General features: G+C 60.6%; 23 protein-coding genes. 16 read left to right on the forward strand and 7 right to left on the reverse strand.

Translation table 11 applies throughout. The annotated features are described in order from the left end of the window. Positions 1-35 precede the first annotated feature (35 nt). Complete coding sequence (locus SJY36_RS01675; protein WP_240790831.1) at positions 36-1,259, reverse strand: YbfB/YjiJ family MFS transporter; 1,224 nt, start codon at positions 1,257-1,259, stop codon at positions 36-38. 138 nt (positions 1,260-1,397) lie between these two features. Here SJY36_RS01675 and pheS point away from each other — a divergent pair, with 138 nt between their 5' ends. The 6 genes from pheS (at position 1,398) to mscL (ending at position 7,507) form a co-directional block, all read left to right on the forward strand. Continuing rightward, a complete protein-coding gene (pheS, locus tag SJY36_RS01680; protein WP_037954562.1) occupies positions 1,398-2,471 on the forward strand; it encodes a phenylalanine--tRNA ligase subunit alpha in 1,074 nt (357 codons plus the stop codon). Continuing rightward, positions 2,468-3,085, forward strand: coding sequence for a hypothetical protein (locus SJY36_RS01685; protein ID WP_386172644.1), 618 nt, complete (start codon positions 2,468-2,470; stop codon positions 3,083-3,085). Before pheS ends, SJY36_RS01685 begins: the two co-directional genes overlap by 4 nt. A 204-nt stretch (positions 3,086-3,289) precedes the next feature. Then, positions 3,290-3,967, forward strand: a complete 678-nt coding sequence (locus SJY36_RS01690; RefSeq protein ID WP_289085313.1) for a PHB depolymerase family esterase — start codon at positions 3,290-3,292, stop codon at positions 3,965-3,967. Positions 3,968-4,050: 83 nt separating this feature from the next. Beyond that, entirely contained in the window at positions 4,051-6,450 is a 2,400-nt protein-coding gene (gene pheT, locus SJY36_RS01695) for a phenylalanine--tRNA ligase subunit beta (RefSeq protein WP_289085312.1), read from the forward strand. A 16-nt stretch (positions 6,451-6,466) separates the two neighbouring features. Then, on the forward strand, positions 6,467-6,916 hold the full coding sequence (locus SJY36_RS01700; RefSeq protein ID WP_288959861.1) for a YtoQ family protein: 450 nt from the start codon (positions 6,467-6,469) through the stop codon (positions 6,914-6,916). Positions 6,917-7,075: 159 nt separating this feature from the next. Then, on the forward strand, positions 7,076-7,507 hold the full coding sequence (gene mscL / locus SJY36_RS01705; RefSeq protein ID WP_005851224.1) for a large conductance mechanosensitive channel protein MscL: 432 nt from the start codon (positions 7,076-7,078) through the stop codon (positions 7,505-7,507). 72 nt (positions 7,508-7,579) lie between these two features. Here mscL and ald read toward each other — a convergent pair whose 3' ends face one another. Next, complete coding sequence (ald, locus tag SJY36_RS01710; protein WP_386172647.1) at positions 7,580-8,698, reverse strand: alanine dehydrogenase; 1,119 nt, start codon at positions 8,696-8,698, stop codon at positions 7,580-7,582. 141 nt (positions 8,699-8,839) lie between these two features. Here ald and SJY36_RS01715 point away from each other — a divergent pair, with 141 nt between their 5' ends. Then, a complete protein-coding gene (locus SJY36_RS01715; RefSeq protein WP_005851227.1) occupies positions 8,840-9,301 on the forward strand; it encodes an Lrp/AsnC family transcriptional regulator in 462 nt (153 codons plus the stop codon). Here the strand turns inward: SJY36_RS01715 and SJY36_RS01720 are convergent. Both SJY36_RS01720 and rpsU read right to left on the reverse strand, forming a co-directional pair. Beyond that, the gene (locus SJY36_RS01720; RefSeq protein WP_005851229.1) at positions 9,298-9,948 is read right to left on the reverse strand and encodes a hemolysin III family protein; all 651 of its coding nucleotides are present in this window, start codon (positions 9,946-9,948) and stop codon (positions 9,298-9,300) included. The two genes, SJY36_RS01715 and SJY36_RS01720, sit on opposite strands and share 4 nt — an antisense overlap. Before the next feature lie 155 nt (positions 9,949-10,103). Further along, positions 10,104-10,310, reverse strand: a complete 207-nt coding sequence (gene rpsU / locus SJY36_RS01725) for a 30S ribosomal protein S21 (protein ID WP_005851231.1) — start codon at positions 10,308-10,310, stop codon at positions 10,104-10,106. A gap of 115 nt (positions 10,311-10,425) precedes the next feature. Here rpsU and SJY36_RS01730 point away from each other — a divergent pair, with 115 nt between their 5' ends. The 4 genes from SJY36_RS01730 (at position 10,426) to SJY36_RS01745 (ending at position 13,599) form a co-directional block, all read left to right on the forward strand. Next, on the forward strand, positions 10,426-11,124 hold the full coding sequence (locus SJY36_RS01730; protein WP_005851232.1) for a COQ9 family protein: 699 nt from the start codon (positions 10,426-10,428) through the stop codon (positions 11,122-11,124). An 84-nt stretch (positions 11,125-11,208) separates the two neighbouring features. Beyond that, positions 11,209-11,934 carry an energy-coupling factor ABC transporter ATP-binding protein gene (locus SJY36_RS01735; RefSeq protein ID WP_386176417.1) on the forward strand — a complete coding sequence of 242 codons (726 nt, stop codon included), beginning with the start codon at positions 11,209-11,211 and terminating at the stop codon, positions 11,932-11,934. After that, positions 11,909-12,505 (forward strand): CbiQ family ECF transporter T component, encoded by a 597-nt coding sequence (locus tag SJY36_RS01740; RefSeq protein ID WP_386172650.1) that lies wholly within the window; start codon positions 11,909-11,911, stop codon positions 12,503-12,505. The genes SJY36_RS01735 and SJY36_RS01740 overlap by 26 nt, the downstream gene beginning before the upstream one ends. A gap of 101 nt (positions 12,506-12,606) precedes the next feature. Beyond that, positions 12,607-13,599, forward strand: coding sequence for an NAD(P)H-quinone oxidoreductase (locus tag SJY36_RS01745; protein ID WP_386172652.1), 993 nt, complete (start codon positions 12,607-12,609; stop codon positions 13,597-13,599). 67 nt (positions 13,600-13,666) lie between these two features. Here SJY36_RS01745 and SJY36_RS01750 read toward each other — a convergent pair whose 3' ends face one another. Beyond that, entirely contained in the window at positions 13,667-16,219 is a 2,553-nt protein-coding gene (locus tag SJY36_RS01750) for an ATP-binding protein (RefSeq protein ID WP_386172654.1), read from the reverse strand. A gap of 18 nt (positions 16,220-16,237) precedes the next feature. Continuing rightward, entirely contained in the window at positions 16,238-16,717 is a 480-nt protein-coding gene (locus tag SJY36_RS01755) for a molybdopterin-dependent oxidoreductase (protein ID WP_386172656.1), read from the reverse strand. A 213-nt stretch (positions 16,718-16,930) separates the two neighbouring features. Between SJY36_RS01755 and SJY36_RS01760 the strand changes: the two genes are divergently transcribed. Continuing rightward, positions 16,931-17,551 (forward strand): response regulator, encoded by a 621-nt coding sequence (locus SJY36_RS01760; protein WP_005851242.1) that lies wholly within the window; start codon positions 16,931-16,933, stop codon positions 17,549-17,551. Here SJY36_RS01760 and SJY36_RS01765 read toward each other — a convergent pair. Next, a complete protein-coding gene (locus SJY36_RS01765) occupies positions 17,544-18,188 on the reverse strand; it encodes a ribonuclease T2 (RefSeq protein WP_260004741.1) in 645 nt (214 codons plus the stop codon). The genes SJY36_RS01760 and SJY36_RS01765 overlap by 8 nt on opposite strands. A 128-nt stretch (positions 18,189-18,316) precedes the next feature. On the opposite strand from SJY36_RS01765, the gene SJY36_RS01770 reads away from it, so the two are divergent. The 4 genes from SJY36_RS01770 to aspS all read left to right on the forward strand — a co-directional run bounded on the left by SJY36_RS01770 (position 18,317) and on the right by aspS (position 23,759). Then, positions 18,317-19,078, forward strand: a complete 762-nt coding sequence (locus tag SJY36_RS01770) for a DUF1013 domain-containing protein (protein WP_074636070.1) — start codon at positions 18,317-18,319, stop codon at positions 19,076-19,078. A 108-nt stretch (positions 19,079-19,186) separates the two neighbouring features. Next, entirely contained in the window at positions 19,187-20,290 is a 1,104-nt protein-coding gene (locus SJY36_RS01775) for an endonuclease/exonuclease/phosphatase family protein (RefSeq protein ID WP_005851247.1), read from the forward strand. A 246-nt stretch (positions 20,291-20,536) separates the two neighbouring features. Continuing rightward, the gene (locus SJY36_RS01780; RefSeq protein WP_386172658.1) at positions 20,537-21,715 is read left to right on the forward strand and encodes a type III PLP-dependent enzyme; all 1,179 of its coding nucleotides are present in this window, start codon (positions 20,537-20,539) and stop codon (positions 21,713-21,715) included. Positions 21,716-21,908: 193 nt separating this feature from the next. Continuing rightward, a complete protein-coding gene (gene aspS, locus SJY36_RS01785) occupies positions 21,909-23,759 on the forward strand; it encodes an aspartate--tRNA ligase (RefSeq protein WP_037943121.1) in 1,851 nt (616 codons plus the stop codon). Positions 23,760-23,872: the final 113 nt, after the last annotated feature.

A 23,872-nucleotide genomic window follows, 5' to 3' on the forward strand; every position in this document is an offset into this window, starting at 1 on the left:
TGACATCGGGGCGGCGTTTTGCGTTTGTGCGGTGATCAGCTGGGGTCTTGTTGCGGCAGCGGTTTTTGAAACGCCACCACAGCGGCCCCTGTCAGCAGGATCGCAGCGGCAGCCAGGAGGCTGGACCCGATATTGCCCGTCAGGTCGCCCAAGGCACCGGCGGCGAAGGGGCCAGCGGTCTGCGCGATGGCAAAGACCACGGTGAACAGGCTCATCGCGGCGGCCCAGCTTTCGGCAGGCAGGTTCTGGCGGATAAAGCTGGTGATCGCGCCGGGGGCCATGAAGACGCAAAGCCCGAAAACCACGGCTGAAATCACCACGGCCCCACCCGCAGGCAGGACGAGCGGCAGCGCCGACCCGATTGCGATGCCGGTCAGGATCATCGCCAAGGGCTTGCCCGAAGCGTGCCGCGCCAATACCCCGCGCCAGACGAAGGGCGAGGCGATCAGCGCCACCCCCATGATGATCCACACCGCCGAGATCAGCAGCGCCGGTGCCTGTTGATCCGTCATCCACGCAGACAGGAACGTCAAATAGACGATATAGCCCATGGCAAAACCGACGTAGCCTGCAAGCTCTCTCCAGATCAGGTGCAGCTTGATGCCGCCGGCCGCCGTGTTGCGCTGTGCAGGCACCGACAAACGCGCCGCGGCCCATAGGGACAGGGGCAGGCAGGCCACGCTGATCACGCCGATGATATACCAGCCATAGCGCCATGATCCGGTGCCCCAGAACTCTATCATCAGGGGCAGGGACGCGCCTGCGAGCATGATCCCGATACCGCCGCCCGCGCCGAACAGGATCGCGATCGCCAGCGCATTGCGACGCGCGTCGCCCGGGAACAGCCGCGCGGTCAGAACGCCTGCGGTGGAAAAGGACATCGCCCCGAATACCCCCGCCGCGATCCGCCAGAAGGTCTGCCAGCCCATCGTCGCCTCGTACCCCGTCGCCAACAGCGTCAGCGTCGTGGTCACCATGCCGAACCCGAACAACCGCGCAGGCGCGATGCGCCCGATCAGCAGCAACGTCAGCACCGCGCCGATGATATAGCCGATGGCATTCGCCGTGTTCAGCCAGCCCGCCTGCGCATAGGTCCAGTCCAGCTCGGTCTTCATCGCGGGCAGGATCAGCCCGTAGGCAAAGCGCGCGAACCCGTTGGTGACCGTCACCCCCAGCGTCAGGCCAAGCAGCGCCAGCCAGGGCCGTGTGACAGGTCGGGGCAGGGACGGGTTGCCGTCGGGTTGTAAAATCTCTGCCACGCGCGGCACCCCCTTGATGGTTTGCGCCACTATGTGCCCGCGGTTTCAGCATCACAAGACCCGCTTCAAATGGCCCTGCCGCTTGTATTCGGGGCCAATTCTGCTAGCACCAGCCCGAGCAAAAGACATGAGGCCGATATGGACGACCTGAAAGCGAAATATCTGGGCCAGATCGCTGGTGCCGCCGACGAAGCCGCGTTGGAGGACATCCGTCTGGCCGCCGTGGGTAAAAAGGGTGAAGTCGCCCTGAAGATGCGCGAGCTGGGCCGTATGACGCCCGAAGAACGCCAGACAGTCGGCCCCGCGCTGAACGCGCTCAAGGACGAGATCAACTCCGCCATTGCCGCGAAGAAAGCAGCACTTGGGGATGCGGCCCTTGATGAGCGTCTGCGCAGCGAATGGCTGGACGTGACACTGCCCACGCGGGCGACGCGTCAGGGCACGATCCACCCCGTCAGCCAGGTGACCGAGGAAGTGACCGCGATCTTCGCCGAGCTGGGGTTTTCGGTCGCCGAAGGGCCGCGCATCGACACTGATTGGTATAACTTCGACGCGCTGAACATCCCCGGCCACCACCCCGCACGCGCCGAGATGGACACGTTCTATATGGCCCGTGCCGAGGGCGACGACCGTCCGCCCCACGTGCTGCGCACCCACACCAGCCCCGTGCAGATCCGCACGATGGAGGCCGAAGGCGCGCCCCTGCGCATCATCTGCCCCGGTGGCGTCTACCGTGCCGACTATGACCAGACCCACACACCGATGTTCCATCAGGTCGAAGGTCTGGCGATCGACAAAGACATCTCTATGGCGAACCTGAAATGGACGCTGGAGGAATTCTTTAGCGCGTTTTTCGAGGTCGAGGGCATCAAGACCCGCTTCCGCGCCTCGCATTTCCCCTTCACCGAACCATCGGCAGAGGTTGATATCCAGTGTTCCTGGGTCGACGGACAGCTGCGCATCGGCGAAGGCGACGGCTGGATGGAGGTGCTGGGCTCCGGCATGGTCCACCCGAAGGTGCTGCAAGCGGGCGGGATCGACCCGAACGAATGGCAAGGCTTTGCCTTCGGCATGGGCATCGACCGTATCGCGATGCTGAAATACGGCATTCCTGATTTGCGGGCGTTCTTTGATTCAGACCTGCGCTGGCTGCGCCACTACGGGTTTGCGAGCTTGGACCAGCCGACGCTGCATGGTGGTTTGAGTAGGTGACTGCTGCCCTAACTACCTTAGAGAACTTAAGCCAAGATTTCTTTTGGTTTCCAGATTTTCTTAAATGGTTTGGCGAGCTAATTTCCAATTTAAGCCCGATCATTGGTTTGGTTGGTGCCATACTATTGTACTACAAGAAACTTGAGGCTGACCGTGCAGAAAACCGACGGGAGGAACGCAGAAGGGTTTACGCTGACTTCATCTCTGAGTGCGGCGTGATATGGGAAAAGATTTCCGGTGGGCCCACCAGCGGGGAAATATCTAAGCAATTATCATTGATGAAGCGGAACATTGATGAGCTTCAACTGATAGCGCCATCGAACATCTTCCAACATGCGACGCATGTGCGAAGAATTTACATTGAGTACGGAATCTACATTATTGGTTTATCCAATCAGGACTGGGTGAACAAAAATGCAGATCAGTCACGCACTGACAAAGATTTTTTGTCTAGGCTAGTAGCGGCGGAAGATGCACTAATCACTGCCATGAGAAATGATTTGGGCAACTATCTTGGCGAGTTCAAAGGTGAAATCGCGAAAACGGGCTCAAGTGATCGTGAAATTCTCTCTATTCTGGCTAAAGAACCGTCTCGACACCACAGGGTGGACTAGTCAGGACACTCGATCACGCTGTGCCGGCCTCTTCACCCACTAAGTCTTCAACCCCTTCCGTGAGCTGCGCTGGTGAAACACTTAATACTTCTCTTCTGCTTCAGCGTTCTTCTCACCGCTCCCGCTCCCGCCACCGCCCAAATCCTCCCGCCCTGCGGCGGGGATACCGTCTGCCCTGTCGGCAACCGCAGCTACAACATCCTGATGCCCGACGATTGGGACGGCGTGACGCCCCTGCCTGTTATGATGCATTTCCACGCTTTTCTGCGGCGCGGGCGGACGGTGATCCATCATCCGCGTATCGGGTCCGAGACAAAGCCCCGTGGCGTGATGCTGGTGGCCCCGTCGGCGCAGCATCGGGCGTGGCGGTTCTGGCAGGATGACCCTGCGGATATCGCCTTTGCCGATGCGGTGCTGGCGGATGTGGCGAAACGCTATCCGGTGGATCAAAGCCAGATCTATATCTCGGGGTTCAGTTTCGGGGCGGCGATGGCGTGGCGCTATGCCTGCGCGCGCGGCGACCGGATCGCGGGGCTGATGACCATGTCGGGCACGATCAAACAGGCCAGCACCTGCGCCAACCCGCCGCGTCAGGTCCGCCATGTGCACGGGCTCAATGACCTGTGGATGAGCCTGCCGCGCGGGCCTGAGCATGACACCACCAATGTCGTCGCGCTGTGGCGCAAGGCGTTCCGCTGCGGCAAGGGCCGGCTGGATGGTGCGCTGACCCTCGCCCCGGGGGTAGAGTTCGCGCATTTCACGTGGGACAATTGCGCCGGCGACCGCAGCGTGACGCTGGACATCCATACCGGCGGACATTTCATCCCGACCGGATGGCTTGGCTACCAGCTGGACGGGTTGATGCCCAAAACACCGGGCTAGGCGCAAAACGCAGCCGCACCGCATTGAAACCGCGCCGATTAAACGCTACGCCCTAGCGCAAGCATTGCATGAGGATCACCGCCATGAAATTCACACTGTCCTGGCTGAAGGAACATCTCGACACCACTGCGTCGATCGATGAAATCACCTATGCGCTGACCGATCTGGGGCTCGAGGTCGAAGGCGTCGAAGACCGTGGCGCGAAGCTGGCGGATTTTACGCTGGGCTATGTGCAATCGGCAGAAAAGCACCCCGACGCGGATCGTTTGCAGATCTGTCAGGTGGATACCGACGAAGGCGTGCAGCAGATCATCTGCGGTGCCCCGAACGCGCGTCAGGGCATCACCGTGGTTGTGGCGAAACCGGGCGTTTATGTGCCGGGCATTGATACCACCATCGGCGTCGGCAAAATTCGTGGCGTCGAAAGCTTTGGCATGATGGCGTCAGAGCGCGAACTTGAACTATCTGAGGAACATGACGGTATCATTGAACTGCCCTCGGGCAATGTCGGCGACCGTTTTATCGACTGGCTGGCGGAAAACGACCCCGCCAAGGTCGACCCCGTGATCGAGATCGCGATTACCCCCAACCGACCCGATGCCTTGGGTGTGCGCGGGATCGCGCGTGATCTGGCAGCCCGTGGTCTGGGCACGCTGAAACAGCGCGATGTGCCTGCGGTCGAAGGGCAGTTCCCGTGCCCGATCTCTGTTTCGATCGACGAAGACACGCTGGACCAATGTCCGGTTTTCTACGGTCGTGTGATCCGTGGCGTCAAGAACGGCCCGTCGCCGGCGTGGTTGCAGGACAAGCTGCGCGCCATTGGCCTGCGCCCGATCTCGTTCCTCGTCGATGTGACGAACTTCTTCACCTATGACCGCAACCGTCCTTTGCACGTGTTCGACGCGGATAAGGTCGCGGGTAACAGCCTGCGCATCCACCGCGCCAAGGGCGGCGAGACCCTGATGGGGCTGGACGACAAGGAATATACCTTCAGCGAAGGCATGACCCTGATTTCGGACGCCGAAAAGGTTGAAAGCATCGCGGGTGTGATGGGCGGCGCGGAAAGCGGCTGTTCCATGGACACGGTGAATGTCTTTGTCGAAGCGGCCTATTTCGATCCGGTGCGCACCGCCTACACGGGCCGCGCGCTCAAGATCAACTCGGACGCGCGCTATCGCTTTGAACGGGGGATCGACCCCGAATGGACGCCCTATGCCATCGAACATGCGACCCGGATGATCCTGGACATCGCAGGCGGTGAGGCGTCCGAAGTTGTCGTCGCGGGCAAGGTGCCGGACTATTCTCGCGCCTACAAGCTGGACGCGGCGCGCGTGCAGTCGCTGGTGGGGATGACCATCTCGGAAAGCGAGCAGCGCAAGACGCTGACAGCACTTGGCTTCCGTCTGGAAGGCGACATGGCGCATGTCCCAAGCTGGCGCCCCGATGTGCAGGGCGAAGCCGATCTGGTCGAGGAAGTCGCGCGTATTGCGTCACTCACCAAGCTTGAAGGGCGCCCCTTGCCGCGCCTGACGACCGGCGTGCCCAAGCCCGTCCTGTCGCCGATGCAGCGCCGCGAGGCCATCGCGCGCCGCGCCTGCGCGGCCTTGGGTTATAACGAATGTGTGTCTTACAGCTTTATCGATCAGGCGTCTGCCGCGCTGTTTGGTGGTGGCACCGATGACACCCGTCTGGAAAATCCGATCAGCAATGACATGAGCCATATGCGCCCCTCGCTGTTGCCCGCCTTGCTGCAGGCCGCGGCCCGCAATCAGGCGCGGGGCTTCCCTGACATGGCGCTGTTCGAGGTCGGCCCCGTCTTCACCGGCGGCGAGCCCGGCGATCAGCATCTGCAGATCAGCGGCCTGCTGACCGGCAGCACCGGCCCCAAAGATGTGCATGGCGCATCGCGTCCGGTCGATGTGTTCGACGTCAAAGCGGATATCGAGGCGGTTTTGTCCGCCATCGGTGCCCCCGCCAAGGTGCAGATCAACCGCAATGGGGCTGACTGGTTCCACCCCGGGCGTCACGGGCAGATCTGCCTTGGCCCGAAAAAAGTGCTTGGCGTCTTTGGCGAAATTCACCCGCGGGTTCTGGCGGCACTGGATGTGAAAGGGCCCGCGATGGGCTTCACCATCTGGCCAGCCGAGGTGCCCTTGCCGCGCAAGTCCGGTGCCACACGTCCCGCGCTGAACACCAGCGCGCTGCAAGCGGTGGAACGCGACTTTGCCTTTGTGGTGGATGCCGATGTTGACGCGCTGACGCTGGTCAATGCGGCGATGGGGGCGGACAAGGCCCTGATTGACGATGTACGCGTCTTTGATGAATTCATCGGCGGTGCCTTGGGCGAGGGGAAAAAATCGCTCGCCCTCACGGTACGGATGCAGCCAAGCGACAAGACACTGAAAGACGCGGATATCGAGGCGGTTGGCGCCAAGGTGATCGACAAGGTGACCAAAGCCAGTGGCGGCGTGCTGCGCGGCTAAAGCGAACGGAGGCGGTATGACACTGCATGTATATCTCTCGGGTGAAATCCACACCGACTGGCGCGATCAGATCATCGATGGCGCGGCGGGGTTGGATGTTGTGTTCACCGGCCCTGTCACCGACCACGCGGCCAGCGACGACTGCGGTGTGGCGATCCTAGGGGCCGAGGAAAACAAGTTCTGGCACGACCGCAAGGGCGCACAGCTGAACGCGATCCGCACCCGCAAGGGCATCGAAGAGGCGGATGTCGTGGTCGTGCGTTTTGGCGATCAGTACAAACAGTGGAACGCGGCTTTTGATGCGGGCTATGCGGCGGCTCTGGGTAAATCGCTGGTGATCCTGCATGGGGCCGACCACGCGCACGCGCTGAAAGAGGTCGACGCCGCAGCTTTGGCTGTCGCCCAAGAGCCCGCGCAGGTCGTGCAAATCCTGCGCTATGTGCTGACGGGCACCCTGCCAGCGTAAGCACGCTTTGCACCGGATTGCGCGGTTTTCGCCTCTGTATGGGGGAAAACCGTGCTTATCCGACAAAAACCCATCGTTATTTCGAAAACTTGTGCTAACGCATGCGCAGTATGTCGTGCGACGTAGCGGACACGGCTTTCAATCATACGAGGGACAGACATGATTCAAGAATTCAAGGATTTCATTGCCAAGGGCAATGTTATGGACCTGGCAGTCGGTATCATTATCGGCGCGGCCTTTACAGCTATTGTGACCTCGCTGGTCAGCGATCTGATCAACCCTGTGATCGGTCTGGTCCTTGGCGGCGTTGATTTCACCAGCATGTATGTGGTGCTGTCTGGCGATGTGCCTGCGGGTACCGGTCTGGACGCGGCGCGCGAAACCGGCGCGGCGATCTTTGCCTATGGCGCGTTCATCACGGCCTGCATCAACTTCCTGATCATCGCTTTTGTGGTGTTCATGCTTGTCAAATCCGTCAACCGGCTGAAATCGCTGGCCGAACGCCCCGATGATGTCGCCCCCGAAGTGGCGACTGGCCCCAGCCAGTTGGATGTGCTGCTGCAAATTCGCGATGAGCTTGCCAAGAAGTAAGCGTTTCAACGGCGTGAAACGAAAAGGCCCGCAGGTGCACTGCGGGCCTTTTGCGTGGTGCGTAGGGGGTGATTAACCGGCGATGGCCTGATCGGCGGTGATTGCCTCCATCCCGAGCGCTTCGGCCACGGCGGCGTAGGTCAGCTGACCTGCGTGCACGTTCAGACCTGCCTTGAGGTGGGGATCGTCGGCGCAGGCTTGCTTCCAGCCTTTATCCGCCAGTGCCAGCATGAATGGCATCGTGGCGTTGCCAAGCGCAATGGTCGATGTCCGCGCCACGGCACCGGGCATGTTGGCAACGCAGTAGTGCATGATGCCGTCCACTTCGTATACGGGGTCTTGGTGGGTGGTCGCTTTCGAGGTTTCAAAGCAGCCGCCTTGGTCAATCGCCACGTCCACCAGCGCCGCGCCGGGCTTGAGCTCGGACAGTTGCGCGCGGCTGATCAGTTTGGGGGCGGCGGCCCCGGGGATCAGGACGGCGCCGATGATCATATCAGCCTCGCGCGCCAGTTCGATCGTATTGCCCGCCGAGGCGTAAGAGGTGTTGAACACGCCGCCATAGATGTCATCCAGATAGCGTAGACGGGGTAGGGACCGGTCAAGCACGGTGACATCCGCGCCCATACCAGCGGCAATGCGTGCGGCGTGGGTGCCGACAACACCGCCGCCGATCACGACCACGCGCGCCGGACCAACGCCGGGGACGCCGCCCATCAGCACGCCGCGCCCGCCGTTGGCTTTTTGCAGCGTCCATGCGCCCACCTGCGGGGCCAGACGACCCGCGACTTCGGACATTGGCGCAAGCAGCGGCAAGCCACCATTGCGGTCGGTGACTGTTTCATAGGCGATACAAGTCGCACCGGAAGCGAGAAGATCCTTGGTCTGTTCGGGGTCGGGGGCGAGGTGCAGATAGGTGAAGAGGATCTGCCCTTCGCGCAGCATCTTGCGCTCGACCGCTTGGGGTTCCTTGACCTTGACGATCATGTCGGCGCTGTCGAAGACCTCTTTCGCGGTGGCAAGGATCGTCGCGCCGGCGTCGGTATAGGCGGCGTCATCAAAACCAGCGCCGATGCCGGCACCTGCTTCGATAACAACCTCATGTCCCTTGTTCACCGCCTCGTAAGCGGCATTCGGGGTCATGCCGACGCGGAATTCCTGTGGCTTGATTTCTTTGGGGCAACCGATTTTCATGAGTTCATCCTATTGAGGGTGCATTTGAATTACGGTACGCCCCTCGATACGCAATTGGGCACGGATTATGGGCCGCTATCCCCCTTGCTCTTCGAATACTCTGCTGCATATTGGTTATTTCACGCGAAAGTATTGCGCCACATGAGTTTAGACGACATCGATCGCCGCATCCTTACTGCCCTGCAACGCAACGGGCGGATGTCGAACTCTGACCTGTCGGAAAAGGTACATCTGTCGCCGTCAGCCTGTCACCGGCGCGTGCAGCGGCTGGAAGCCGAAGGGTATATCCGCGATTACGTCGCCCTGCTGAACCCGCGCAAGATGGGCGTCCCCACGACGGTGTTTGTCGAGATCACCCTGCAAGGCCAAGCGGACGAGGTGCTGGACGCCTTTGAAAAGGCGGTTGCGCGTATTCCCGATGTGCTGGAATGCCACCTGATGGCGGGGGCCGCGGATTACCTGCTTAAGGTCGTGGCCGAAAATACCGAGGATTTCGCCCGCATCCATCGCCAGCATTTGGCGCGGTTGCCCGGTGTGGGGCAGATGCAATCCAGCTTTGCGCTGCGCACGGTGTGCAACACCACAGCGCTGCCAGTCGGTTAAGTCGCGGAGGGAAACAGCGCCATCCAGATGCCCGCGAACATCGCGATGCCGCCGATATTGACCCAAGCGTGCCATGTCGCATAGCGAAAGCGCATGGCCCGGCGCACGTAAAAGCCGACGCCGATCACATAGGCAAATGCCCCGCCGATGATGCACCAGAGTGTTGCCAGCGGCACCCCTGTCAGGTCCGGTAGCGCGCAAAGGCCAATGGCGCCCAGCCCCAGATAGGATGCGGTGGACCACTTGCCCTGAACCTGCGGGTCGGTGATCTTTTTGTACATCGCCACCAGTGCCAGCCCCCATGACACACAAAGCAGCGTGATCGTCCATGTCGTGCCGGCCTGCACGAAGAACGGCGTAAACGTGCCCGCGATACTGGGATAGATCGCCGCATGATCAATCCGCCGCATGAGTTTGCGCGCGTCATGCCACGGCGCGAAGTGGTAGGCGCAGGATGCAAGGTTTGATGCCAGCGCGCAAAGCACATAGACCACCACCGCGACCGTCACCGCCGTTTGCAGCGATGTGGCCGATTTCATCACCAACGCGCCGCCAGCCCCCAGAATCAGCGCAAGCCCCACAAGGTGGACGATCAGATCAGCCCGCCGGTGGATCGGGGCAACGCTGGGGTAGGTGGGCTGGGTCATGGTCTGTCCTGTCTTTGGCCGCTTTGCGATACGCTCTGCCATCGGGTCCTGTCTACTGTACCCATGCGTCACCACGCGCGCAGCGGCAGACAAAAGAAAACCCCCGGCACCGAAAGGTAACGGGGGTTCGTATTCTTATGCGTCGCTTGGATGATTTACATCATGCCTTCGCGCTGCAATTTCTTCCGTGCCAGTTTGCGGCTACGGCGGATCGCTTCTGCTTTCTCGCGTGCTTTTTTCTCGGAAGGTTTCTCGAAATGCTGCTTAAGCTTCATTTCACGAAACACACCCTCGCGCTGAAGTTTTTTCTTCAGGGCGCGCAGCGCTTGATCGACGTTGTTATCGCGAACACTAACCTGCATGTGGTTTTCACCACCTTTCTAGTTTGAAGTTGCAAGGATTTGCAGGAACTGGCCATATAGCAACCGAAACCTATATTGTCTAGAGCAAAGCCAATCACCCCTTCAGGAGGCCGCTATGACGAACACGTCCCAGACACCGAAAGAACAGCTGCTGGATGCCGCGCTGATGCATGTCGCGTTTGACGGCTGGTCAGAGGCGACGTTCAAGGCTGCGGTCAGCGATACCGGCATGGACCCGACCGTCGCGCGTGCTGTCTGTCCGCGCGGTGCCGTTGATCTGGCCGTCGCCTATCACAAACGGGGCGATCAGCAGATGATCGACCGGATGAAGGCCGAAAACATGACCGAGATGAAATTCTCGGCCAAGGTTGCCGCTATGGTCCGTTTCCGTCTTGAAGCCGCCACAGACAAAGAGGCCGTGCGTCGTGGGACAACCCTGTTTGCCCTGCCACAATATGCGCCCGAGGGGGCCAAACTGGTCTGGGGGACGGCGGATGCCATATGGGCTGCCTTGGGGGATACGTCCGAAGACGTGAACTGGTACACCAAACGCGCCACGCTGAGCGCGGTCTATTCCTCGACCGTGCTGTTCTGGCTGGGCGACACCAGCGAGGGCCACGCAGAGACATGGGCCTTCCTTGATCGGCGGATTGAGAATGTGATGCAGATCGAAAAGGTCAAGGCGCAGGTGAACAGCAGCCCGACGCTCAGCATGTTGATGGCCGGGCCCAACTGGTTGCTTTCCCATGTGAAAGCCCCCTCGCGGCTGAACCGTAGCGATCTTCCCGGTAGCTGGGGCAGCCCGCGACCCTAGGCTGGCTTTCCTCGCCAGACCAGACCTGCTAGGTGCTGCGGCGTCCGCATCCGGCGCGGGCGCGGCTTATTGGTACTCACGCATATGCACCCGTTTCTGATTGATCTGGACAAGGTTTCCTACACCCCCGAAGGAACCTCGGTGCTATGTGATGTGACACTGCAGGCATCCGAGCGGCGGATTGGTATTGTCGGGCGTAACGGGTCCGGCAAGACATCTCTGGCGCGGGTGCTGGCGGGGCTGGTGGCCCCGTCGTCGGGCAAGCTGCGGATCAACGGGGTGGATGTGGTCAAGGATCGCAAGGCGGCGTTGCGGCAGGTCGGCATCCTGTTCCAGAACCCCGATCATCAGATTATCTTCCCCACGGTGGAAGAAGAGATCAGCTTTGGCCTGACCCAGCTGAAACACGCCCCACAAGAGGCCGCAGAGAGAACGGCGGATATCCTCGCCCGCTTTAACCGCAGCCATTGGGCGAAGGCGGCGATCCATCAGCTATCTCAGGGACAGCGGCAGCTGGTCTGTCTGATGTCGATCCTTGCCATGCAGCCGCGCCTGATCATCCTCGATGAACCTTTTGCGGGGCTTGATATCCCGACGATGATGCACCTCACGCGCGTGCTGCACGCGGTAGAGGCGCATCTGGTGCACATCACCCATGACCCCGCGCATCTGGCGACCTATGACCGGATGATCTGGATCGATCAGGGTCAGATCGTGCAGGACGGCGCGGTGCCTCGGGTGACCCAAGCCTTTGTGGCACAGATGCAAGAGATCGGGGAAAGCGATGATTTCACTCACCTCCCCGGTTGAGACCCGCGCCCACGGTTGGCCTGCGGGGGCAAAGCTGGCAGCGCTTTGCGTGGCGACGATGGGGCTATTCAGCCTGACCCACCCCGCGCTGCAGGCGGCGGCCTTGGCGGTGACCCTGCTGCTTTATGCGCTGCCGGGATGGCGGTTTTTCAAGGTGGGGCTGGCGCGCTTGCGAGTGCTGCTGCCCTTCGTTGTGCTGATCATGGTCTGGCATATCGTGACCCATGACATCATGGCGGGCGCGACCGTGACGTTGCGGATGATGACAGCGGTGGCACTGGCGAATCTGGTGACCATGACGACCAAGCTGGCACAGATGGTGGCTGTGGTGACATGGCTGACAACGCCGCTGCGCCGCCTTGGTATCCAGACCCGCGCAATCGAACTGGGCATCGCCCTCGTCATCCGCTTTACCCCCGTTCTGGCGCAAAAGGGCCAGTTGCTGGCGCAGTCATGGCGCGCGCGTTCCACCAAGCGGATCGGCTGGCGGATGATCATCCCGTTTACCGTGCTGGCGATTGACGACGCCGAACATGTGGCCGAGGCCCTGCGTGCCCGTGGCGGGCTTTGATGTGAGACCCTCCGCGACCTGACGCCTGTCAGTTCGCATTGTGTGTGCCGAAAACCGTGCCTATGGTGCGGCAAATCAGATTTACGGAGGAGACGTAGTCGATGACAGAAACCATGCGTGCGATAGAGATCACCAAGGCCGGCGGGCCCGAAGTGCTGCAACCCACCGACCGCCCCATGCCGCAGCCGGCTCACGGGCAAGTGGTGATCAAAGTGGCCTATGCCGGTGTGAACCGCCCCGATGCGCTGCAACGCGCGGGCATGTATGCGCCGCCCCCCACTGCCAGCGATCTGCCCGGGCTTGAAGCCTCGGGCGTGGTGTCCGCCGTGGGTGAAGGCGTCAGCGGTCTGGCTGTCGGCGACAAGGTCTGCGCGCTGCTGCCCGGTGGCGGCTATGCGGAATATGTCGCGACGCCTGCGGCCCATTGTCTGCCGGTGCCCAAGGGCATGGACATGAAGGAAGCCGCCTGCCTGCCCGAGACATTCTTCACCGTCTGGTCCAATGTGTTCATGCGCGGTGGCCTGAAAGCGGGCGAACGGTTCTTGGTGCATGGCGGGTCGTCGGGCATCGGGACGACAGCGATCCAGCTGGCGCGCGAATTCGGCGCACGGGTTTTTGCGACGGCAGGGACCGATAGCAAATGCGACGCCTGCGCCAAACTCGGGGCGGAGGCCGCGATCAACTACCGTGACTCGGATTTCGTTGATGTGCTGAAAGCCGAGGGCGGGGCAGACCTGATCCTTGATATGGTCGGCGGCGATTACATCCCGCGCAACCTGCAAGCGCTGGCCGAAGACGGCCGTCTTGTGCAGATCGCCTTCCTCAGCGGGCCGAAGGTAGAGGTGAACTTTGCCACGCTGATGACACGCCGTCTGACGATGACCGGCAGCACCCTGCGTCCGCAAAGCGATCTGGCCAAGGCCAAGATCGCCGAAGAACTGCGCGAGAAGGTCTGGCCACTGCTGGAGGCGGGCAAGATCGCACCGGTGATGGACAGCGAATACGCGTTCGAGGACGCGAGCGAGGCGCACGCCCGCATGGAGACAAGCGGCCATATCGGCAAGATCGTGTTGAAGGTTGACGCCAACGCCTAAGCGGCGGGCAATAATTTGAGGCAAGGGGTGCTCTGATATCAGGGTGCCCTTTGTCGTTCAGGGGGCGTTACGCCGACAGGCGCGCCTCCCATGCGTCAAGGGTTTCGGCCCATGCCGCGGGCACTTTGGCGACCTGATCACGGGCCTTGTCCACGTCGCCCTGTTTGCAGTCCTGTTCGATGGTGGCGAGCAGCGCGTGCATACGCTCTGCGCCGAACATGCCGCACAACCCGGCAAGGTCGTGGGTCTTGCGTTGCAGATCGTCGCGGTCCTCGGCAGAGGCTAGAGGCGGCAATTGCCCCTCTACACGTTGGCGCAGATTGCCAATGCGATCGGCAAGCTTTTCAGGGCCAAGCAGTTCGAACAATTCGTTCACCTGATTGGCGTTCAGTACCGGATGCTGCGGCTCGGCGTGCGTCGCTTCAGCCCCATCAGAGGCACCGTCAGCGGCAGGCATCACAAGCTCGCTTAGCGCGGTTTTCAGACGGCGCGTGTTGATGGGTTTTTGCAGAAATCCGGTCATCCCGCCCGCGGTAAAGGCCGCGCGTTCGTTGGGCAGGGCGTGGGCGGTCACGGCCATGATCGGGGTATCGGCATTGGGCCCGCCCCCTTGAAGGATCACCTGCGTAGCCTGTAGCCCGCTCATCCCCGGCATCGAAATATCCATCAGGATCGCGTCAAACCTCTGTTCGGCCGCGCGATCGATGCCTTCAGGGCCGCTGCTGGCAAGGGTGACCTCGTGACCCAGACGGCCCAGCATCGCCTTAAGCAGATCGCGGTTGATCTCGTTATCGTCGACGACCAGCAGGTTCATCGCGGGGGTGTCTTCGGTATCAAGCTGCGGTTGGGCGACGGGCTGCGGGGCTTCTGTCTGCACGAAGTCTGCTGGCAGTCGCACGATAAACCGCGCGCCTTTGCCAGCCTCCGAGACGCAGGTGATCGTGCCGCCCAGACGGTGCACCAGCCGCCGCACGATGCCCAGCCCCAGACCGGTGCCCCCTGTGCGCCGCTCGTAGCGGCTGTCGAGCGATACGTAATCCTCGAAAATCCGCTTGAGGTCATCGGGCGGGATACCGGGGCCATTGTCTGCCACTTCGATATGCAGCATCGGCGCATTGGCCGTTTCGATGTCATAGGTCGCGCTAAGCACAATATCGTCGTCGGGGCTGAACTTGATCGCGTTGCTGATGAGGTTGACCAGAATCTGCTGCACCGCGCGCGGGTCTGTCAGGATGGGTGTGTCGGTCAGCCCGTCCTGATCCAGATGCAGGCGCGTGTCCGATGTCTTGGCCAGTGGCGTCATGGTGTTGACCATGCCGGCGGTCAGCGCGACCATATCACTGGCTTGCAACTCGTTGTCGTTGGTTTCGGCCTCACTGCGTTCGATGGCTAGCACGTCGTCGATATGGCCCAGCAGGATGTCACCGGATTTCAGCGCGGCTTCGACGTATTTGCGCTGTTCGGCGTCCAGCTTGTCGTCATGCAGCAAGTGGATGGCGGAGAGGATGCCGTTCAGCGGCGTGCGCATCTCGTGGCTCATCATCGCGAAGAAACGCGATTTTTCCTGATAGGCATCCAGTGCCTCGTCGCGGGCGCGGATGATCTCTTGCTCTTTTTGCAGTTTGTCGGTGATGTCGCGGATATAGGTGACGAAAACCGGCGCGTCGTTTGACCGCGCCAGCGACACCGAAAGTTCGACAGGGAAGATGCGCCCGGTGCCGTCGATCATCTCTGTCTCGTGACGGCCGGTTTCGGCCAGCCGCGTTTTGCCGGTCTCGTTGAAATGGGCGAGGTTATCCCGTTGGCGATGGCGCAGTTTAGGGGGGACCAGCAGTTCGATGTAGCTGCGCCCAAGCGCATGATCGCGCGAGATGCTAAAGACCTCTTCGGCGGAGCCGTTGAAATCGATAATCTCGCCATCCACCGACAGCACCATCACCGCATCAAGCGAGGCGCGTAGCATGGTTTCAAGCTGCGAGTGGTTGCGTTCGACCTCGCGCGAGGCACGGTTGAGCGTGATCGTCTGGCGCGACAGCCGGAGGATCGCCCCCAGTAGCGCAATGGTCACGGTCACCACGATCACCAGCAAGATCTCGATCAGCTGCGCGATCTCTTTGCGCTCGGCCTCCGCCGCTTTGGCGGCAAAGGAGATGGAGGCAAGCCCGATGTTGCGCGGCATATCCTCGACCGTGGCAAGCGCTTCCGATAGGGTGGGCACACCGGCGGCAAGCGCCTCATCGCTGCCGTCGATCAGGGGGATCTGTGTGTCCAGAACCGCTTGGATTTGTTGGATTTCACGGGTCAGGTCGCCGCTTTGCTGTACGCGTTCGGCGACTTCGGTGCGGCTGTAGAAGATGTCGAACCGTTTGCGCAGGTTCGCCAGATCGTTTTCGTCCCCGGACCGCGCCTGTTCAACGGCACCATCCAGTTTGAGAAAGTCGATTTCAAGCTGCGAGAACACCCACTCGGCATGATCCTGCTGCGCGCTGCCAAGGGCGCGCACGCGGTCCCAGACGTTGAACGCCAGGTAACCGGCAAGCAGGATGCCGACCATCAGCGCCAGGGCAAGAATATATCTTACCCTGTTGCGCTGTGGGCCGTCCTGCATCAAATCGGCCATGGTAAACATGCCTTGCGGTTACTTGATCGCCAGCCGGTTCAACTGCCAGATAGAACGGCTATAGATCGTTTCTGTCTGGTACTTTACGTTGCTGTCATAGGGATAGACAATCCATAGCGGACCTTTCCCGCGGCGCGACATCTCTTTGTCGTTGTTAGCGTAGGCGACGATCGGCCCGTCGGACACCGCATCCTCCATCGGGATTTCGACCGCATAGTCGTTGATCGCGGTTGCTTCGATCATACCTTCGGACAGGTCCAGCGTGTCCATCAGATCCTTGAGCGATACGCCCTGAAAGGTCTGCGCGCCTTCGGTCCAGATGGTTTCGGTCTCGAAGCTGGACGACGGCAGTTCTTTCAGCTGCTCCATCGTATAGGTGTGTTCCATGTCGCCTGCCGTGACGGTCAGAACGGCGTCTTCTTGTGCACTCACAGCAGTGGCCAATGCGGCACCGCACAGTGCGGCGGTGATTGTCTTGGTGAAAGCTTGAAACGTCATAACTCGGTATCCTTCCCCTGTGTTTGTACATCAACCTTAGGTTAACGCCGTTTGGAGAGCGACTGAGATTAAGGGTATTCTTACTATACGAAGGTATAGCCGTCAAAAATTCGACACAGTTATCCTATCCTCATGTGTGCTATTATTCGCCCATAAGTTGGTCTACGACTACTTAAGCAGCATTGAGGTGGTGGCGAGGGAAGGAAAGAACTTATGGCATTACGGATACTGATTGCGGACGACCACGATATGGTCCGCGAAACGATTGCAATGTTTCTGGACGCCGATGGCGGGACAGAGACGGTTGCAGCAAGCGACCTGCCCGAAGCGATGGCCAAGATAGAGGCAGAGGGGCCGTTTGATCTGGTACTGCTCGACTATACGATGCCCGGCATGAAGGGGCTTGAGGCGCTGCCTAAGGTCATGAAAGCCAACGAGGAAAAGCCTGTCGGTCTGATTTCGGGCACGGCAACGCGGTTGATCGCGGAACAGGCGCTGGCCATGGGCGCGATTGGTTTCCTGCCCAAGACGCTGCCTGCGAAATCACTGGTCAACGCGGTCCGCTTTATGGCCGCGGGCGAGATTTACGCGCCCGTCAACTTTATGTCTGGCAAGGACGATCCCGAAGAAACCGACTTTGAAAAGGCCCTGTCAGAGCGGGAGCGTCAGGTTCTGCGCGGCTTGATGGAGGCGAAATCGAACAAGGAAATCGCCCGCGACCTAGAGTTGCAAGAGGTCACGATCAAGCTGCACGTCAAAACGCTGTGCCGCAAGCTGGACGCCCGCAACCGCACCGACGCCGCAATGATCGCACGTAGTGCCGGGTTTATCTGATCGGGGTAAACAGCGCGTCGTCCAGCGTGCAATCCTTGATCACGTCGCGCCCGCAAGGCACCGGCTCCAGCGTTTTTGACAGGCATAGACGCACTTCTTGAATGTAGCCGCTTTTGCAGGTGACGGTAACGCCATCGGCCTCCATCGTCGGGTTTGCTTTCAGAAACGCTTCCTCCACCACCGAGGCGGGCAGGCGGATGTCGCCCGTGACCTTGCGAAAGACCGCGGGGCGGGTCACGGCATCATAGGCCTGACGCGACAGATCGAAATATCCGGTGGCGGGCAGGCCGGTACAACTGCCGTGTTTCTTCCATTGATGCCACGCCAGACCGGGCGTTCCCATAATGTCAGCCATGGCGGCGGTCATGCCACGGGTGGGGGGCCGTTCGGCGGTGCGGCAATAAGAGGGAAACCCCCGATGCAGCTGCGGCCAAAGCCCGTGCATGATCCAGCCGTGATCGTGGCGCGCGTCGCATTGCGCGGAATCGCGCGCGTCGCCTTCCAGCGCGCACCAGTTGGGCGACCAGCTGAGCGCCAGCACGTAATAGTCGAATTCCCCTGCAATTTCGCCCTTGGCCGCCGCGGGGCGGGGCATCGGGGCCAGCAACAGACACAGGCACAGGATCAGCAATCGCATTGGGGTCTTTCCTTATTTTGCCGGTCCGAGTATAAGGCGTTCAAGTTCCCCCACAATGGAAACCGTTCTGCCCCGCAGGACAGCCTATTTCAGGCGACGGGGAAAGTGCGTTTTAAGGAGAGACCGACATGGCAAAACCGATTATGGCCCGCGCCACTGCCGTATGGCTGGTGGACAACACAACCTTGAGCTTCAAACAGATCGCGGATTTCGTGGAAATGCACGAGCTTGAAGTGCAGGGCATCGCGGATGGTGACGTGGCGCAAGGCGTGAAGGGCTTTGACCCGATTGCCAACAACCAGCTGACCGAAGAAGAGATCGAAAAAGGGCAGGCGAACCCGCTGCACAAGCTCAAGCTCAAGTTCAACGCGTCTGCCCAAGGCGAAGAGAAACGTCGCGGCCCGCGCTATACGCCGCTGTCCAAACGTCAGGACCGCCCCGCGTCGATCTACTGGCTGGTCAAGTTCCACCCCGAACTCTCCGACGGTCAGGTCAGCAAGCTGGTCGGCACCACCAAGCCAACCATTCAGGCGATCCGCGAGCGGACGCACTGGAACATAGCGAATATCCAACCGATCGATCCCGTGGCTTTGGGGCTGTGCAAACAGTCCGAACTGGACGCCGCCGTCCAGAAAGCCGCTGCCAAGAAAGCCGCCGAAGGTGGCTTGATGACCGATGACGAACGCCGCCGTCTGGTCAGCACCGAACAATCGCTTGGCATGGATACGGAACCGAAGATGCCGACCTCTATCGAAGGTCTGGAAACGTTCACCCTGTCCGGCAACCCTGCGGATGACGAAGAAAAAGACCACGGCGACTATTCTGACGCCGACAGTTTCTTCAAGCTGCCCGAGGGCGGTTCCGACACGGATGAAGACGACGACAAGTAATTCGGTTCCGCCCTTCTGGCGGCTTCGGAACAATTTCGCTTAACCTCGTGTTGAGCTAGGGGTGCAGGGCAACCGCTCTGCGCCCCTTTTTTGACGTAGGGGGCATGCATGCTGGCGACGATACTACTCGGTCTGTTTTGGGGCGTTGTCGCACTCGTTGCTGCGATCAGCGTGCTTCCCTTTAGCAAGATACCGCACGGCGCGATCCGGGGGATGGCGTTCCCCCGTGAGCAGCTGTTTGTGTTGACCGTGGCGCTGGCTGCCGTGGCGCTGGTGTTTCTTGAACCTGACCATCGCAACCCGGCGTTGGCGATCCTCGCTGTGATTGCGGCGATCCACACGGGCTACATCCTGAAATTCACGCCGCTCTGGCCGCGCCAATCGGTGGATGCGACCGAGGCACAGGCCGCTGATGCGGAAAACCGTGTCACCATCCTTGCGTCAAACGTGAAACAATCCAATCGGCAGTATCAGCGTCTGATCGACCTGATCCGCACCGAAGACCCCGATATCGCCGCCGCGCTTGAGGTGGACCCAGACTGGGTCGACGCGCTTTATGACGCGCTGAAAGACCAGTACCCCCATTGGGTGAAAGTGCCCAAGGATAACTCCTATGGCGTGGTCATGATGTCCAAGATGGAGCCGTCAGAGACGCAGGTGCGGGACCTGCTGGTTGATGATGTGCCGTCGATCCGGACCAAGGTCGCGATGCCGTCAGGGCGGATGTGGCGTTTGTATATTGTGCACCCCGAACCCCCCGTGCCCTATCACGATACCAAGGGCCGCGACGGAGAGATCGCGTTGGTCGGCATCGAAGCCAGCAAGGACGATCTGCCCGCGATCGTGACAGGTGATCTGAACGACGTTGCCTGGTCCACCACCACCCGCCGGTTTCAGCGGCTATCGGGATTGCTGGACCCACGGGTCGGACGTGGGTTCTATAACACGTTTCACGCGGGTATTGCCGTCATGCGCTGGCCCCTTGACCACCTGTTCCATGATGCAGAGTTCCGCCTGATCCGTATGTCGCGCTTGCCCAATATCGGGTCCGACCACTTCCCGATCCTGTTCTCGCTTGCCCTGACAGGGGAGCCACAGTCAAATTCCACGCCCGAACAAAGCGACGCCGAAGAGCGCGCGGAAGTGCGGGAAATGGCAGCTGAGGAACGCGAAAAGGACCGCGAAGCCATCGGCACGGATTGGGAAAAATAGCCCCGATCCGTCACCGCTCACCGGTACGCAGCGCTTTGCGTGCCTCCTTGAAAAACGAATTGTCGTATCAAGTATTTTGCCACTTGCGCGAATCTGAAAACAGCGTAAATGCGCGCTTACAGACGCCAACGCACGCGCCTCTGGCCGGTCCGTCTGTCCGCGGATTGACCCCGCGCCTATGCAGCGACGGTAACGTCTCTTGAAACGACATGTTAGGGTACTCCCGCCCTTCCTTGCTCTTTGGAGATGACCATGAACGCCACAGCTACCGCCACCGTGAACACATCCGCGGCATCGAACTATGACGAAGCGGCTGATTACATCTGGAACAACAGCTTCGACAAACCGACTCTCGTCGTCAGCCGCGCCCGTGTGGGTGTACAATACGACGCGCTGCAAGCCGGTCTGGGCGATGCGCGAATCCACTATGCGGTAAAGGCGAACCCCGCCCCCGAGATCATTCGTATGCTGGTCGAACGCGGCTCGGGCTTTGATGCGGCGTCGCGTCAGGAGATCGAGCTGTGTCTGTCCCAAGGGGCGGATCCTGCGAAAATCTCTTTCGGCAACACCATCAAACGCGGCGTTGATATCGCCTTTGCCCATTCCATCGGGGTGACCATGTTCGCCGCCGACTGCGAGGCAGAGCTCGACAAAATCGCAGAGCACGCCCCCGGCGCGCGCGTCTATATCCGTCTGATCGTCGAGAATTCCATGGCGGACTGGCCGCTGACCCGCAAGTTCGGCTGTGCGGGCTCGCTGCTGCCAAGCCTGCTGGATTACACCAAATCCGTGGGTCTCGTGCCTTATGGTCTGTCGTTTCACGTCGGGTCGCAAACCCGTCGCGCCGAATACTGGCACCCCGTTCTGGATCAGGTCGCCCCGCTGTGGCACGCCGCGAAAGAAGCAGGGCACGACCTGCAACTGCTGAACATCGGCGGCGGTTTTCCTGCCTATCACGGTGATCCGGTGGATGCGCCGCGCGGCTATGCCGCCGCAGTCGTTGCCGCCGTCAAAGAACGCTTTGGCGAGATTCCGGTCCTGATGGCAGAGCCGGGCCGCGGCATGGTCGCAGAGGCAGGGCATATCGCGGCCGAAGTGTTGCTGGTGTCGCGCAAATCGGCAGAGGCGGCGCGCCGTTGGGTGTATCTGGATATCGGGCGTTTTTCCGGTCTGGCCGAAACCGAGGGCGAGGCGATCCGCTATCAGTTCGTGACCCCGCATGACGGCAAGCCCGTCGGCCCCTGTGTGCTTGCTGGCCCGTCCTGCGACAGTGCCGATGTGCTTTATGAAAAAAATCCGGTTGACCTTCCACTTGACCTAAGGGACGGTGACAAAGTCATGATCAAGAACTGCGGCGCTTACACAAGCTCGTACAGTTCGGTCGGCTTTAACGGGTTTCCGCCGCTTGATGTATTGGTCCTGTAAGAGGATCATCAACGTCGCGCGGGAAGGGCCGTCTGCTTTGGGAGGAGCAGGCGGCCCATCTATTTTCAGCCCTATGGTTTAACGCGGGGGTTTTACCCGCGGTTTGTGCCGTTTTTACGGGAAACTCTTGACTTCCGCGGCCCCAAACGGTGTACCTGCCCCGAACAATTCTAGCCCTCGAAAGGGACCCGTCATGCACGCATATCGCAGCCATACATGCGCCGATCTGAGCAAGGAAAACGTTGGCGACAAGGTTCGCCTGTCCGGGTGGGTGCACCGTGTGCGCGACCACGGTGGTATCCTGTTTATCGACCTGCGCGACCATTACGGCATGACCCAAGTGCTGTGCGACCCTGATTCCCCCGTCTTCGCCGAGGTGGAAAAGGTGCGGTCCGAATGGTGTATCCGCATTGATGGCGAGGTAAAGGCCCGCGACGCCGATCTGGTCAACACCAAGATCCCCACCGGCGAGATCGAAGTTTTCGTGCGCGACATCGAAGTGCTGGGGCCCGCGAAAGAACTGCCTTTGCAGGTCTTTGGCGATCAGGAATACCCCGAGGAAACCCGCCTGCGCTATCGCTACCTCGATCTGCGTCGCGAAAAAATGCAGGACAACATGGTGCTGCGGTCCGATGTTGTGTCGTCGATCCGCAAGCGCATGTGGGACCAGAACTTCAAAGAATTCCAGACGCCGATCATCACCGCGTCTTCCCCCGAAGGCGCGCGCGACTTCCTCGTGCCGTCGCGTCTGCACCCGGGCAAGTTCTACGCTTTGCCGCAGGCCCCGCAGCAGTTCAAACAGCTGCTGATGGTGTCCGGCTTTGACAAGTATTTCCAGATCGCGCCCTGTTTCCGCGACGAAGATCCGCGCGCTGACCGGTCGCCCACCGATTTCTACCAGCTCGACCTCGAGATGTCCTTTGTCGAACAGCAAGACGTGTTCGACACCATCCAGCCCGTGCTGACCGGCATTTTCGAAGAATTCGGCGGCGGCAAGGCTGTGGATCAGGAATGGCCGCAAATCTCTTATAAAGATGCGGCGCTGTGGTATGGCTCTGACAAGCCCGACCTGCGCAACCCGATCAAGATGCAGGTCGTGTCTGACCATTTCCGCGACTCCGGCTTTGCGATCTTCGCGAAACTGCTGGAACAGGAAGGCACCGAAATCCGCGCCATTCCCGCGCCCACAGGCGGCAGCCGCAAGTTCTGCGACCGCATGAACGCCTTTGCGCAAAAAGAAGGGCTGCCCGGCATGGGCTATATCTTCTGGCGCGAGAAAACCGCCGACAGCGTGGCACAGGAACTGGGCATCACGGTGAAAGAAGCCCAAGCCAAGCTGAAAGCCGGTGAGGTCGAAGGCGGCATGGAAGCAGCGGGCCCACTGGCCAAGAACATCGGGCCAGAGCGTACCGAGGCGATCCGCCAGCAATTGGGGCTGGACGTGGGCGATGCGGCGTTCTTCCTTGGCGGCAAGCCCAAGTCCTTCGAAGGTGTCGCGGGCCGTGCCCGTAACGTTATCGGTGCCGAATTGGGTCTGACGGACGAAAACCGTTTCGCCTTTGCCTGGATCGTCGATTTCCCGATCTACGAGAAAGACGAAGAAACCGGCAAGATCGACTTTGAACACAACCCGTTCTCTATGCCACAGGGCGGGATGGACGCGCTGATGGGCGACCCGCTTGAAGTGCTTGGCTATCAGTATGACCTTGCGTGCAACGGCTACGAACTGGTGTCCGGTGCCATCCGGAACCACAAGCCAGAGATCATGTTCAAGGCGTTCGAAATCGCAGGCTATGGCAAGGACGAAGTCGAGAAGCGGTTCGGCGGCATGGTGAACGCGTTCCAATACGGTGCCCCGCCCCACGGTGGTTGTGCCGCCGGTATCGACCGGATCGTCATGTTGCTGGCGGAAGAGGCGAACATCCGCGAGGTGATCCTCTTCCCGATGAACCAGCGCGCCGAAGACCTGATGATGAACGCGCCAAGCGAACCACAGTCTGATCAGTTGATGGAGCTGGGTCTGCGGGTCATCCCGCAGGACTAAGCCCTGCAACATTCCATAGAAAAGCCCGCCTTGGATATTCCAAAGGCGGGCTTTTTCGTTTGAACGCGATGGAACCGCGTTGGTGTCGGGGTGGCGGTCTATGTCAGGCCGGC

The sequence above is a fragment of the Sulfitobacter sp. R86518 genome (assembly GCF_042466275.1).
GTDB classification, from domain to species: Bacteria; Pseudomonadota; Alphaproteobacteria; order Rhodobacterales; family Rhodobacteraceae; genus Sulfitobacter; species Sulfitobacter pontiacus.